General features: G+C 32.0%; 11 protein-coding genes and 1 tRNA gene. 7 read left to right on the top strand and 5 right to left on the bottom strand.

Translation table 11 applies throughout. The annotated features are described in order from the left end of the window. Positions 1–114: 114 nt before the first annotated feature. The 4 genes from rsfS to ybeY form a co-directional block, all read right to left on the bottom strand. Complete coding sequence (gene rsfS, locus ACN1AG_RS02375; RefSeq protein ID WP_417905355.1) at positions 115–444, bottom strand: ribosome silencing factor; 330 nt, start codon at positions 442–444, stop codon at positions 115–117. A gap of 289 nt (positions 445–733) precedes the next feature. Continuing rightward, the gene (locus ACN1AG_RS02370; protein ID WP_367364454.1) at positions 734–2,395 is read right to left on the bottom strand and encodes an ABC-F family ATP-binding cassette domain-containing protein; all 1,662 of its coding nucleotides are present in this window, start codon (positions 2,393–2,395) and stop codon (positions 734–736) included. Next, complete coding sequence (locus ACN1AG_RS02365; RefSeq protein ID WP_417905354.1) at positions 2,392–3,273, bottom strand: transporter associated domain-containing protein; 882 nt, start codon at positions 3,271–3,273, stop codon at positions 2,392–2,394. The genes ACN1AG_RS02370 and ACN1AG_RS02365 overlap by 4 nt, the downstream gene beginning before the upstream one ends. A 57-nt stretch (positions 3,274–3,330) precedes the next feature. Next, a complete protein-coding gene (gene ybeY, locus ACN1AG_RS02360; protein WP_341754099.1) occupies positions 3,331–3,828 on the bottom strand; it encodes an rRNA maturation RNase YbeY in 498 nt (165 codons plus the stop codon). A 339-nt stretch (positions 3,829–4,167) separates the two neighbouring features. Between ybeY and dusB the strand changes: the two genes are divergently transcribed. Beyond that, entirely contained in the window at positions 4,168–5,160 is a 993-nt protein-coding gene (dusB, locus tag ACN1AG_RS02355; protein ID WP_417905353.1) for a tRNA dihydrouridine synthase DusB, read from the top strand. 212 nt (positions 5,161–5,372) lie between these two features. On the opposite strand, the gene ACN1AG_RS02350 is transcribed toward dusB, so the two are convergent. Continuing rightward, positions 5,373–7,208: a Ulp1 family isopeptidase gene (locus ACN1AG_RS02350; RefSeq protein WP_417905352.1), complete on the bottom strand. Its 1,836-nt coding sequence runs from the start codon at positions 7,206–7,208 to the stop codon at positions 5,373–5,375. A 230-nt stretch (positions 7,209–7,438) separates the two neighbouring features. Between ACN1AG_RS02350 and iscX the strand changes: the two genes are divergently transcribed. The 6 genes from iscX (at position 7,439) to elbB (ending at position 13,978) form a co-directional block, all read left to right on the top strand. After that, on the top strand, positions 7,439–7,648 hold the full coding sequence (iscX, locus tag ACN1AG_RS02345) for a Fe-S cluster assembly protein IscX (RefSeq protein WP_341757756.1): 210 nt from the start codon (positions 7,439–7,441) through the stop codon (positions 7,646–7,648). A 497-nt stretch (positions 7,649–8,145) separates the two neighbouring features. Next, positions 8,146–8,221, top strand: a tRNA-Val gene (locus tag ACN1AG_RS02340). A 283-nt stretch (positions 8,222–8,504) separates the two neighbouring features. After that, complete coding sequence (locus ACN1AG_RS02335) at positions 8,505–11,120, top strand: AsmA-like C-terminal region-containing protein (RefSeq protein ID WP_417905351.1); 2,616 nt, start codon at positions 8,505–8,507, stop codon at positions 11,118–11,120. Further along, positions 11,121–12,365 (top strand): AmpG family muropeptide MFS transporter, encoded by a 1,245-nt coding sequence (locus ACN1AG_RS02330; protein ID WP_417905350.1) that lies wholly within the window; start codon positions 11,121–11,123, stop codon positions 12,363–12,365. It abuts the gene before it with no gap. A gap of 4 nt (positions 12,366–12,369) precedes the next feature. Then, complete coding sequence (locus ACN1AG_RS02325; RefSeq protein WP_417905349.1) at positions 12,370–13,314, top strand: D-alanyl-D-alanine carboxypeptidase family protein; 945 nt, start codon at positions 12,370–12,372, stop codon at positions 13,312–13,314. A gap of 7 nt (positions 13,315–13,321) precedes the next feature. Continuing rightward, on the top strand, positions 13,322–13,978 hold the full coding sequence (elbB, locus tag ACN1AG_RS02320) for an isoprenoid biosynthesis glyoxalase ElbB (RefSeq protein ID WP_417905348.1): 657 nt from the start codon (positions 13,322–13,324) through the stop codon (positions 13,976–13,978). The last annotated feature ends 14 nt before the right edge of the window (positions 13,979–13,992 follow it).

Here is a 13,992-nt window from a genome sequence, read left to right as displayed (position 1 = left end):
GCGAAAGCAGGGATCTTAAAAAATAACCAAGAATACTATTAGATATTTTAGACCCCGCACCGAAGCAGGGGTGATATCAAACCTGTTACATCGATACTTGAGATTATTTTTAATTTATTTTTTGCTCCACATCTCTTCCAACTTAAAATACTCTCTAGTTTCTGGATAAAAAATATTAACTAATACATTTCCAGCATCTATTAATACCCATTCAGATGTTCCAAGCCCTTCAATATTAGTATCGATATTAGCTTGATGTTTTAACTCTAAAGCTAAATATTCAGCAATTGCTCCAACATTTTTAGTTGAACGCCCGCTTGCAAAAATAATATATTCAGCTAATGTAGTTTTTTGTCTTATATCTATTACTAGTATATCTTCTGCTTTTTTTTCTTCTAAACATTTAACCATAAACTCTTTCAATAGTTCAGTATTTTCTATCATAATTATCTCCAATTGCTAGAGTAACCTGAGGTTACCATACTATTTCACGCGAATTTGGGATAAGAATTTGTCAATTCTTATCCCAAATTTGGTGGAATTATAGAAACAATCAGATTTGAGACGGCTCTGCATCTGATTGTTAAATTAATATTTTGCTAAAAACATGATTTTAATCTTTTAAAATCATGTTTTTAGCTTTAGAAAGGTTTAAAATGCATTCGCGTTAGCCGCTTTAAGAATGCATTTTTCCTTATATTAAAGCCAATTCGGGATAAGAATTAACTAATTCTTATCCCGAATTGGGGTATTTTTCTCCCTTATTTGCCAACACCCAACTACTATCCAAATAATCATTACCATACTTATGCAAATATTCCTGATATTTACCTTTAAAATCAGTGATAGTTCGGTGGGATAGAGCAATAATCCTTGTGGCTATGTTGCTAGCAAAATCTCGATCATGAGTTACTAATATTAGAGTTCCTTGGTAGTTAATTAGAGCTTTTTTTAACATATCCTTAGATTCAATATCTAAGTGATTAGTTGGCTCATCTAGTACCAATATGTTACTTTCTTCCAATATAATTTTTGCTAGTAATAAACGTGCTCCTTCCCCTCCACTTAAATTTAGAATATTCTTGCTTACTTCATCTTTACTGAATAATAATTGACCTAGTACACTACGTAGCACATTATCACTTTCAGTAGGTATTTGGTTGGATAACCAATCAATAACACTCATACTTTCATTTAGCAATTCATGATGATCCTGAGCAAAATAGGAAATTTGAGTTTCATATCCCCATTCATAACTTCCTAAATCTGCAAGTGTTTTATCAAGAAGAATTTTTAATAAAGTGGATTTACCAATACCATTTGGGCCAATAATAACAATTTTTTCCGCGCGCGAGACAGTAAAATTCACATTATTTAATATTTTTTTATCCTCGTAGCTTTTAGAAATACCCTGAACTTTTAACGCTAATTTTCCAGATGGCCTTTTTTGCTTAAAATTAAAATATGGGCTAACACGTGAACTTTTTTGGATATCAGGTAATTCCATTTTTTCTATTTGTTTTTCTCGGGATGCAGCCTGTCTAGCTCTAGTGGCCAACGCTCTAAACCGGTCAACGAAACTCTGCATAGTAGCAATTTTTTTCTCTAAATGAGAGAATTCTTTAAGTTTTTGTTCGGTAACCAACTGTTTATCACGAACAAAAATATCATAATTACCAGTATAAGTCTTGATAGTACCATAATCTATATCAAGAATATGTGTAGAAATATTATTAAGAAAAGCAAGATCGTGTGAAATAAATACCAAAGCACCTTTGAATTTCTGTTTTAGATAATTTTCTAGCCAATAAATTGAGACTATATCAAGATGGTTTGTTGGTTCATCAAGTAACAATATATCAGGATTATTGAATAAACTTTGTGCCAATAACACCCTAAGTTTATAACCCCCGGATAAAACGGATAAAGGCTGATAATGATATTTTTCTTGTATTCCTAAACCAAGCAGTAACTCAACTGCAAAAATTTCTGATATATATCCATCATTGTCAGCTATAATTTCTTCCAACTCACCTAAGCGATAACCGATTTCCTCATCACATTGATCATTACATTGAGATTTTTCTAGTAATTCTTCCTTTTCTTGCAAAGCTTGCCATAATTCATTCCTACCAGCAATAACAGTGTTAATAATTGAAGTATTTTCATAAAGAAACTGGTCTTGTTTCAAGCAACCAACACGAGCATTCTTAAGTATATTGACTTCACCAATACTTGCTTCCTCTTCTTTGATTAAAACTTTAAAAAAAGTAGATTTACCAGCACCATTTGCTCCAACAAGCCCATACCTATTACCTTTCTTAATATGCAGGCTTACATCAGTAAATAATATTTTTGCACCATAGCTCATGGCTAAATTAGTTGTAATAATCATAAAGTATTATCAGGTAATATTGTCCCATTTTTTAATCGCAGCTTAACTTGCTTAAGTGATCTTGGGCTTGCATCAATCACTTCAAGTTCAACCTGTTGCTCAATATCAATTTTAGTACCAACCAAAGGCACATTACCTACTTTTGCTAAGACTAGGCCACCAATTGTATCGAATTCATCATCCTGGAGTTTTAATTTCACACCAAGAGCTAATTCGAGATCCTCAACTTTCACTCGAGCATTTGATAAAATTGTATTATTATTGATAATTCTGAAACTATCATTATCTGATTTCTTATCATGCTCATCATCTATTCTACCAACTATCTCTTCCATAATATCTTCCATGGTTACAATACCGTCAGTTCCACCATATTCATCCACAACTATCGAGATCTGCACACGATCTCTTCGCATTTTTGCTAGTAAATCTATCAATTTCATTGAAGGAGCAGAGATGATAGGTTTACGAATTATTTTTTTTAGCTGCAACTCTTGATTTGTAATAAGTTGCTTAGTAACAAGGATCTTGAACAAGTCTTTTATATGAATAAAGCCAACTATATTATCCAAAGTTTCATCATAAACTAATGTTCTAGTATTAGGTATTTTGCTATTAAGCATTTGGCTTAACTCATCTATACTGGCAGTTAATTTTACTGCCTTAATATCAGATCTAGGGATCATTACATCTTCTACAGTTTTATGACCAAATTTCAGAAGATTCATAAAAATCTTTTTTTCTTCTAACGTCATTTTTTTACTGTTAGATTTTAGCTTTTTAATTACATCATAAAAATTATCCTCTAGCTTCTCTTTGGAAAACAGCCGAGAGAAAAAAGATTTAAGAGCAACAATTTTTGAAGGATTTCTCAGCATAGCCCTTTTAGAATTAATAGATGTAAGGTTTTCTTTTTTCGAAGAAGTGGACAGAACCTAATATGGGGAGGCAATAGCAAAACCCTTTAATATCTCTATTTCTAAATTTTCCATAATATCTGCTTCCTCGTCATCTTGGTGATCGAAGCCAAGTAAATGTAAAATACTATGTACCAAAAGATGGATAAAATGATCCCCAAAGGCTTTATTTTGACTTATAGCTTCGCTTTGAATTATTTCATAGCCAAAAGCTATGTCCCCCAAATACATATAATGTACATTAGGAGTAAATTCAAGTAAATGCCGAAAGTCTAATTCTATATCAGGAAATGATAGTACATTTGTAGCTTTTGCTTTGCCACGAAATTGGCTATTCAAATTTAACATTTCATTATTATTAGTCAGTAATATTGCTAACTCAAACTCTGCAACTCCCTTAAAATTCTTATATTTACTCAGTATAGCACCAATAACCTTCTTCACTAATAGTTTATTGATAAATTTTTGATTTTTCCAATCTTGACAAGTTCGAATAATCTCTACATTGATTTTCATGATATAGTTTCTTGGCTGAAAATGCTCAATAATATTATATAACAATATCTTGCAGATAATACCAAAAATTTTTCTTAGTGGTAGCATTAGTTTGTGGTATCTTGTTAAATAGTTTATAATAATTACTATTAACTAGTTAACCTCAAGTATCGATGTAACAAGTTACATTGTTAAGCATCAACTGCGAACGATGTCACCCCTACGAAAGCAGGGGGCTAAAGAAATAGCCTAATAGGACAGTTGATCATTTTTAAGATATATACTTTAGCAGGACATCGAGACTATTAATATAGATGTCTTACATCGAACTCAGGTTAGTTAAGCAATTACAATATATTTATGATAAAAATAGGCAATATTCAGCTACCTCATCCGGTGATATTAGCTCCAATGTCTGGTGTTACTGATCTACCATTTAGAAAGTTAGTGAAAAAATTTGGTGCAGGACTTGTCGTTTCTGAAATGGTAGCAAGTAGAGCGATGATTATTGAAACAAGACAATCTTTGCAAAGATGTGCGATTATTGGGGACGATGCTACTGGTTCATGTGTACAGATTGCTGGGTGCGAACCTGATATAATAGCAGAATCAGCTAGAATGAATGAGGATATGGGGGCAAAGATTATTGATTTAAACTTTGGTTGTCCAGCTAAGAAAGTAGTAGGAGGATATTCTGGTTCAGCTTTAATGAGAGATGAGAAATTAGCTGCAAAAATTTTAGAAACTACGGTAAAATCTGTCAAAATCCCAGTAACTTTAAAAATGCGGACTGGTTGGGATGATCAAACTAAGAATGCTCCAAATTTAGCAAAAATAGCCTATGATGTTGGAGTGCAAATGATCACTATTCATGGCAGAACAAGATGCCAGTTTTATTCAGGTCAAGCAGATTGGGAGTTTATAAGGCAAGTTAAAGATGTGGTGAGGATTCCAGTTATCGCTAATGGAGATATTACTTCTTTGTCTAAAGCCAAGGAATGCTTACAAAAATCAGGTGCTGATGGCATAATGGTTGGTCGGGGAGTATATGGTAGACCATGGTTTATTTCTCAAATAGCACATTATCTTAAAACTGGAGAAGAACTCCCGCCACCTTCAATAGCAGAGCAGCTAGAAATAATACTGAGTCATTATGATGCTATGTTAGAGTATTATGGAAATGATACAGGTGTTCAGCTAGCTAGAAAACATATAGGTTGGTATAGTAGTGGTTTAGCAAACTCAGCTGAATTTAGAGGAGGGGTTAATATGATGACTGATCCAATTCAGGTTAAAGAAAAGATCATGGAATTTTATGGAAATTCTTTTAACATCGTGACCCCAAAACCATAGTACCCTACATTTTTCTATAATCGTCATCGCGAGGCATCTTTAGATGCCGTGGCGATCCAGGTAAACAGCGAAGCTGTTTTTTCTAGTACACTTCGCGTATCCTGGATTGCCGCGTTGCCGCTTTCAGCGACTCCTCGCTAATAGACGATCAGCAGCCATTTTAATAGTGGTTATATAAAAAATGTAGGGTACTATGCCCCAAAACTCTAATGCTATCTGATAGGACTAACTTCTCTAGGACGGCTATTGTTCCTAATAACAGGAGGAGATGTAGTAGGACGAGATGGATAGGTATTCATCGATTTTCTAATGGTATTAACTTTTTGCTTGGCTTTTTCAAGATCCATTGTTTTTGCATGAGCTTGGCGTAATGTTGTTCCTATGTTTTTAGATTCTTCAGTGGTAAGAATTGCCTCGCCTTTTGCCATTTTAATTAAATTATCCACAACGAAAGCCCCACAATCTTTATCATTTTGTTGTTGCTCAGTGTGTAAATCTACTATTTTAGCATCAGGACAAACTTTTTTAACCATATCTACTAAATCCACTCTTGTATCTATATCTGTTCCCATAGGATCATTATAGGTAAACACTATACCTCCCTCGTTGTCTTTAGTGATTGCTAAACTAACCCAATGTTCGTGTCCAGTGTTAAGGGGTATAATAACCGCTTCCTTGTTATCTACTATTAAATCACTATACACAGCTTTATAAAGAGTTTCCTTTAATAAACTTTCTTCTCCTATAGAAGCATGAGTAATAATAGAAACCTTTGTTTGATCTACAGACGCTTTTAATACATTGCCAATATCATCTTCGTCATATAAATAATCTAGTTTAGTTAATTTGCTACCCTCAGGCAATGAATGTTCTACCTCATTTTGTCTAGTTGATACCCCCCTTTCATCTGCCACTTGCTGAAGGGTATTGGTAATTCTTTTAGCATTTTCTTGTTTATACTCATTTAAATTCTCTTGCATATCCTTAATAGTTAAGCTGTTAATGCCAGGAACAGCTTCCCTTTGCTTAACTTCAGCAACAATATCAGCCCTTTTCCCATGACCTTGAGCTAATGGGATACAGCCATTAGTTAAATTTTCGACCGAGCCTCCTTGAGTTATAGTATATTTAGCCTGTTTGGCAATATTCTGAAGTCTCAATGGATCAGATAGGTCAAAATATATATCAACAGGGTTTATTTCTGCTATATTAAGATCTTTTTGGAATTGTTGAGATAATTGTGATATATAATTTTCTAGTTTTTTAGCTCCACCAATTTTATCTTTTAAAATTTCCTCAACTTCTAGCTTAATACCTAATTGTTGGTTTTGGTCGTTGATACCAAATTTGGTCGCAATAATACTAGCCATATCATCTACAGATGAAGGATTGCTGGCTACTATAACTCTAGTATTTTTTCCTAGTTCTTTTGCAGCAAACATAACCTCAGTCAATCTTTCTTTATTAGGCAATTTCCCTGACACTAATATGTTAGGAGGTCTTTTTAGAATTTCCGACTCTATTAAATTGCTAACTTGCATAGATTGGATGTGCGAAGTTTTTTCTTGTGCTACATGCTTTTCAGCTACAGCCCTAATTTGGTCGTTAGCATTGGCAAAAAACACGTGATTGGTCTGTGCAAGAAGAGGTGGCCAGTAGTTATAATATGGCAAAGTTTGATTATATGCATTATAATTACCAAAGGTAAAACAAGTTTGAACACCTGATTTTTTTAATGCTGCTAAATCATTTGTATCAATTATAGGTTTTTCCATGTTTGAATTATATTGAATATTAAGTATAGGCGTTTCTCCTTGTTTAACTTCATGCAATATTTCACTTATTATATTATCCTTATTTAGTTTGCCATTTTGAATGTTATATTTAAGTTCCCTAGTTGGTATGTTTAAGTCAAAATTAGCCACTATAATATTTTGCTGAGTCTCTTGACCTACATGACCATTAATATTAAATAACCTTACCTTATTTTCTTTTTTACCTGTTTTTGCCATACGTACTCCAAAGTCATCATATCTAATGACTATCATCTTAAACGAAAAAACAAGTCTATACAAATCAATTATATATCTAAACCAGTATTGATAAATTGTGCAGCCTCATTGTATTTTAAGTTAAATTTTACAGATATAGTTGCATAATAATCTCACCCCCTTTAATAATATACTATATATAAGCCTGCACTAATATATTATTTAATTGGTAGAGGGATGGTTAGGTGGTAATAGTAATTGCCTATGGAAATAATTAGGTAAAAATAATGCATTGGAATGATGTTGACGAAATTGCTATAAGTTTAGAAAAAAATTATTCCGATGAGGATATATCTGAATTAACACTAAAAGATCTTGAGGACTTAATAAAATCATTGAGTGATTTTGATGACCACGAAATTGAGACAAATAAAGAAGTGTTAAAAGAAATTCTCGAGGCTTGGAAAGAGATTAAAGATAGTAATTTTGAAGATTAATTATATACTCTTCTGCTTTGAAGAAGAGCTATCATAAATACTTGCGGAGAATGTATACTCGGTGAACTTCAAGAATTGGCGTCGTCGTGTCTAAAGATCTCCGCTGCTCACGTACTAATGTACGCTCCGCTGCTCGACTTTGACACTCCTAGCTCTTCTTGAAGTTGACCTTCGTCTACCAACTATTCATTTACGAGCAGTATACGTAACTTGTACCTCATGTAGTTCATCTATAGCTAACACGAAAAGGTTTAAGGCATAGTAATGGTGATAGCCTTTATGTCATTCCCGCTTCGGTCAGGAATCTAAAAAATAGCCTAAAAGACTATTAGATATTATAGATCCCTGCCTACGCAGGGATGACATCGCTTCTAGTTAAGCTAAGATTAACATATACCTAAAACCTTTTCGGGTTAGCTATAGAATCTAAATAATTTACAGAAATAACTTGATTTTTTTGGGAAGATAGGGCATTATCTGCGTTAAATTGAAAGAAGGGGCGTTTAGCTCAGTTGGTAGAGCATCTCGTTTACACCGAGAGGGTCGGCAGTTCGAGTCTGTCACCGCCCACCATATTACCTCTAGCTTTCTATGGTTTTTATTATTCTAATAAAAAGTCTGTATTCCCGTCGCATGCCGTTTTTTCACTAAAATTGCCGGAATACGACCCCCAAAAAACTCTCTCTTTAACTAGTTTTTTGAGGAAGGAATTATTACAAAAGTGTTAAAATGTACACCTAGTCCTCTCACCCCTTGTTTGTTACCCCCGTCATGTTAGATATTTATTATATAGTTTTTATTTTTAACGTTTTTGATATATACCTAGTAATATTGGTTCTTGGAAGATAATAATTTTATGATAAGAAAAGTAATTATATTTACTGTCATTGCTATTTCGTTGTTAGTATGTACTATATTAGTTGCGGTGAACTTTGTTGATTATAGTTCCGCCAGTAATAGTTTTGTTAATGAATTAAAAATTTCTCCTCAGAATTTAAAAAAAATAAAAATAATTAAATTTCCCATACCTTATTTGATTATTGATCACATAAAAGAGGAAGGGAAATTAGAATTAGAAAATATAGAAATTCGCTTTGTCCCATGGTCATTATTAATTTTCAGACCAAGAATTAGTGCTGTAATTATATATAGTGCCACAATATATTCAGATGAACAAGATTTTGACATTATAAACCATGATAGGCTAGTTAGTTCATTTATAACAAATGATATAATGGATATAAATTTTAATGTTAAAAATCTGAGTATTTTAAATAAAAATAACCAACCTATTCTTACTTTAAATAATTGCTCTTTATTTAAAAATAACTCTATTGCTAATAGCACTTCATTCAAAGGGGATGGAGGATATGTAGGAAAATTATCTGGGTTTTTTGAAAAAAAGGCCAACCAAATAAATCTCGATCTTACTATCTCTAATGATGATTATAATTTTCATTTGCTAGAAACCTATATAGACTCTAAACTAATAAATGGCAAAGCAGAATATTTAATACAAAATTTAGCTGATATATTACATATTCTAGTGCCAGATTTAGATTCTTTATTTAGAAGATTTAATCAGAATGAAAAGATAAATATAAAATTTGATATCTTACCTACTGGGCAACTGCTCAAGCTAGAAAATGTAACCATAGACTCTAATTCGCTTGTAGGTAATGGAGGGGTATATTTGAGCAGAAATGACAATGTTACTAGTATAATAAAATTATATTTTCCTAAAATAGACGTAAAATCACTTATCACTTCATCAAACAATATTAACCAATTTAGTGATTCAGTTTTTGGATTAAGACTTATCTTTGATAATAAATCAATCATAACGAATGTTTTAGTTGACCAAATAATATTAGGTAACGATGAGATATTAAATAATACTAAACTTTCATTTAATTTAGATAAAGGGGTATTAGTGGTCAATGATTTTTCTGGTATAATAAAATCCGGAGGAAATTTTCAATTGATAGGTAATGTAACCCAAAACTCAGTACGAAGTATATTTGATGGCACAATTTACTTGCAACATAATGACCTTAATTCTGTGTTGAATACTTTAGGTTACAAACAAGCAGTGAGTAAGAAACCTACAGCTTTTATTTTATCTTCAGATTTAAAACTAACTTTAATAGATGTCTATTTACAAAACCTTATGCTAAAAACTGACAACACTAAAGTTATAGGTAATATTACTGCTAGATTTATTGGTTCTATGCCGCATTTTATAGCGACCCTTGACTTTTCCTCGATTGATTTAAATAGAGACGATTACCCGATAATCTCACCAATGATCAAATTTGCTAAAAGTTTGTCAGAGAATATGAAAGATGAATCATACTTAGCTAAATATATTCCCATTAGGACAGCTGATTATTTAGGTAATTTTGATATTACTATAAATGATCTGCTTATAGGAAAGAATTCATTTGGCAAAGCATATATCTTAGCAAATGTCTCACCAGGTAATATTGGAATTAGTAATCTTGATATAAGAAGCAATAGTGATTACATCAATCTTAGTGCTAGTTTGTTAGCAAGTAACATTAAACCGCAATTAACAGTTACAATAAATGATGGCTCTCTTAATGTTAACTTTTTAACCCCTAAATCTTTACTTAATCTGCGAAATAACTTATTGAATGAATTTGACGTAGAAAAAATAGAGTTAAAATTAAATTGTGCATTATCAAAAATAATTCAGAATGATCTAGTATTACAAAATGTTAAACTTGCTTTAGCAAATAATAATGCTTTATTTAAGATTGATAACCTTGAAGCAAATCTACTTTCTGGTAAATTAAAAGCAGAAGGTAATATTTTATTAAATCCATATACTCTGAACTTTGTTTATGCACTTAATTCTATTGATTTAGCTCAATTATCTAATATTTTGCCAAGAGGATTACTAGACAATTACGGTGGAATGAGCATAAATGGAACACTTGCTACTCATGGCAATAGTTTAAAAGAATTATTGTATGAGCTTAACACTCAATCAGAGTTTGTAGTAAAAAATGCCAAGATTAGTAACTTCTCTGTTGATTCATTGATAGAAAAAATTAATAATAAAGACTATAATCTAAAGTATTTAAAAGATGATTTAGCAAAATCTATGTATCAAGGGCACACTGAATTGAATAGTTTGCGTGGTAATCTTCAGTTAAAAAATGGAATAGTTACAATGAAAAACTTAGTATTTAATACAAAATATACTAGCGGAGCTGCATCATTAGCTATAAATATATATAATTTAGATATGGTATTATCTTCAATATTATCTTTCTATATAGCAGACTTAAATCCTAATCTAAATAATTCTAGTAATCAAAATACACCTATAAATCTTACAATAAAAACCTCAGGCACTATATTAGATCCCATAAAAACGTCAGACGAGACTGAATTAAGAAAGGCTTTAGAGAACAGAAGGAAATCCACAATTAAAGAAGAATAAATGTTATTATTAAGAATTTTAAAAGATTATAGACTATTCGAAATATTGGTTCTTGGGGCAATTAGTGGCATGCCACTAGCTATATTATTCACTAGCTTAGTTGCTTGGCTTAAAGATTCTAATATTGATATTGCAATTATTACCACTTTTGCCGTTGCAAGACTATCTTATTCGCTAAAAGTTTTTTGGTCTCCTTTGGTAGATTATTTTAAGATACCATTATTAAAGAAATTTGGTCATAGAAAAAGTTGGCTGATACTTTGTACTATACTAATATCTTTAGTACTATTCAGTATGAGTACAGTTTTACCTAATGAATCATTAACTTTACTATATTTTCTTACTATCTGCCTTGGTTTCTTGTCAGCAACATTTGATATTAGTGTTGATGCACTTAGGATAGATAAATTTGATCAGGAAACCCAAGCTATAGCAAGTGCTACGGCAGTATTAGGCTATAGACTTGGCATGCTGATTACTGGAGCTGGGGCTTTGTATTTTGCTGAAGCCACAAGTGATTGGTCAGCTACATTTGTGGCTATGAGTATAGTTTTTGTTGTAGCAACAATTTTTATAATTACTGTCAATGAACCTACATTATTACGAGAAAATGTTGATATTTTATCTTTATTATCACTAACAAAAATAGTAATTAACCCTTTTAAGGACTTTTTTGTTAGGAAATATGCCGTTACTATTTTACTAGCAGTAATATTTTTTAAATTAGGTGATGCTATGCTTGGTGTAGTATCTATGCCATTTTATATGGAACTTGGTTATACAAAGGGACAGATAGCACTGATTATTAAATTTTATGGGGTACTAGCTACACTTGCTGGGTCTTTTGCTGGTGGAATAGTTGTATACCGACTTGGAAATTTTAAAGGGCTGATTATAACGGGAATTGTACAAAGTATCACGCATTTTGCTTTTATTTGGTTAAATCATCAACCAGTAAGTTCTGAAGCTTTCTTCATTGCTATTACTATAGAGAACTTTGCTGGAGCTATGGGTACTACTGCACTTGTTGGATATATTAGCAACCTTTGCAACAAACAATATTCTGCATCGCAATATGCTTTACTCAGTAGTAGTAGTAGTTTATTTAATAACACAGTCACCGTTTTTGGTGGTAGCCTAGTAAAAATGTTGGGTTGGGATAATTTTTTTATCTTAACAATAATTTTAGCCTTGCCAGGACTTATAATATTGTTCTATCTTAATAAAAAGATTCCTAAAACATAAAATTATGTTAATACGATTATTGCTATTTTTTACTTGCGTAATAACATTCAGTACAAACCTACGTCCTGTTTATGCTGCAAAAAAGCTTGTGTCTTCGCCACCTCAGACAAGTCTTGTCGTAGATTACAATACTGGTAGGATACTGCACGATAAAAATTCTACTACTAGAATATATCCGGCTTCATTGACAAAATTAATGACCTTGTATTTGTTATTTGAAGCGGTAGAATCTGGCAGGTTATTAATGAATCAAAGATTATATGTTTCAAAAAACGCAGAGAAAATGTTGCCCTGCAAATTAGGGCTTAAAGAAAAAGAAACTATTACTGTAAGAGAAGCTATTTTAGGCCTAATTATTAGATCAGCAAACGATGCAGCTATGGTAGTAGCTGAAAATATTAAAGGTACTGAAGAAAGATTTGCTCAGTTGATGAATATTCGTGCTAGACAGCTTGGTATGAAAGATACTTATTTTAAAAACGCTTCTGGATGGCATCATCCTTGTCAGAAAACTACGGCTCGAGATCTTGCTAAACTATCTATAGCTATTAAGCGAGATTTCCCTAAATATTATACTTTCTTCTCTAGAAACAACTTTGTTTTTAGAGGCAATATTGTACGAGGACATAATAAAGTAAATGAAATGTATGAAGGAGTTGAAGGGTTGAAAACTGGTTATACCATTCCAGCCGGTTATAACTTGATTACTGCAGCAACTAGACAAAATAAATCTTTGGTTGCTATTGTTACTGGTGGTAAATCTGCTGAGTCTAGAAATATGCAAATGGTAAAACTATTAGATAGCCATTTTGACCAGCCTAGAAATAATAATACTATGGTTAATAAATTGATAGTCAAGACAACAGTACCATCAAGAACATATGGTAAGAAAATAAAATCAACTAAAGTTGCTACAAATCTTAAAGTAAGAAACAGAAAAAGACTATAGGAATATTATGAGAAATGTTGCTGTAGTTATTTCAGGTTGTGGATATTTAGATGGGGCTGAAATCTTTGAAACAGTTTTTACATTATTGGAACTTGATAAGCATAATGTAAATGTAAAAATTTTTGCTCCTAATAAAAATCAACATTATGTGATTAACCATCTAACTCAAGAAAAAATGTTAGAGGAACGTAATGTATTGGTTGAATCAGCACGCATTGCTCGTGGTAAAATCCAACCATTAAATCAAATACGTGCTGAAGATTTTGATGCTTTAATATTACCGGGTGGGTTTGGTGCTGCACTAAATTTGTCTGATATAGGACTCAAAAATGAAAATGCTACAGTACTAGAAGATTTACAGGAAATAATAGTAGGCTTTTATAATTTATCAAAACCAATTGGAGCTATATGTATTGCTCCTGCTTTACTTGCTATAGTCTTAAGAAATCATACAAAAATTAAGGTTACTCTTGGAGAATCAAATGATCTGATAAATAAGCTAGGAGCAACAGGAGAAATTTGTAATGCTCAAGATATAGTCGTGGACGAAGATAATAGATTGGTTACTACTCCTGCTTTTATGTTAGATGCTCCTTTAGCACAAATACATAAAGGTATTAAGGGTTTAGTAATTAGAGTGCTGCAAATGTGTGCTAATATCTGAGATTTAAGCTATTT

Source organism: Candidatus Tisiphia endosymbiont of Micropterix aruncella, assembly GCF_965178575.1.
Lineage (GTDB): Bacteria > Pseudomonadota > Alphaproteobacteria > Rickettsiales > Rickettsiaceae > Tisiphia.
This window is presented reverse-complemented; position numbering and strand designations above follow the sequence as displayed.

Bases quoted from the DNA above. Each gene is read 5' to 3' on its own strand.
- rsfS (WP_417905355.1), bottom strand. From the start codon at position 444: ATGATAGAAAATACTGAACTATTGAAAGAGTTTATGGTTAAATGTTTA.
- ACN1AG_RS02370 (WP_367364454.1), bottom strand. From the start codon at position 2,395: ATGATTATTACAACTAATTTAGCCATGAGCTATGGTGCAAAAATATTA.
- ACN1AG_RS02365 (WP_417905354.1), bottom strand. From the start codon at position 3,273: ATGCTGAGAAATCCTTCAAAAATTGTTGCTCTTAAATCTTTTTTCTCT.
- ybeY (WP_341754099.1), bottom strand. From the start codon at position 3,828: ATGAAAATCAATGTAGAGATTATTCGAACTTGTCAAGATTGGAAAAAT.
- dusB (WP_417905353.1), top strand. From the start codon at position 4,168: ATGATAAAAATAGGCAATATTCAGCTACCTCATCCGGTGATATTAGCT.
- ACN1AG_RS02350 (WP_417905352.1), bottom strand. From the start codon at position 7,208: ATGATAGTCATTAGATATGATGACTTTGGAGTACGTATGGCAAAAACA.
- iscX (WP_341757756.1), top strand. From the start codon at position 7,439: ATGCATTGGAATGATGTTGACGAAATTGCTATAAGTTTAGAAAAAAAT.
- ACN1AG_RS02335 (WP_417905351.1), top strand. From the start codon at position 8,505: ATGATAAGAAAAGTAATTATATTTACTGTCATTGCTATTTCGTTGTTA.
- ACN1AG_RS02330 (WP_417905350.1), top strand. From the start codon at position 11,121: ATGTTATTATTAAGAATTTTAAAAGATTATAGACTATTCGAAATATTG.
- ACN1AG_RS02325 (WP_417905349.1), top strand. From the start codon at position 12,370: ATGTTAATACGATTATTGCTATTTTTTACTTGCGTAATAACATTCAGT.
- elbB (WP_417905348.1), top strand. From the start codon at position 13,322: ATGAGAAATGTTGCTGTAGTTATTTCAGGTTGTGGATATTTAGATGGG.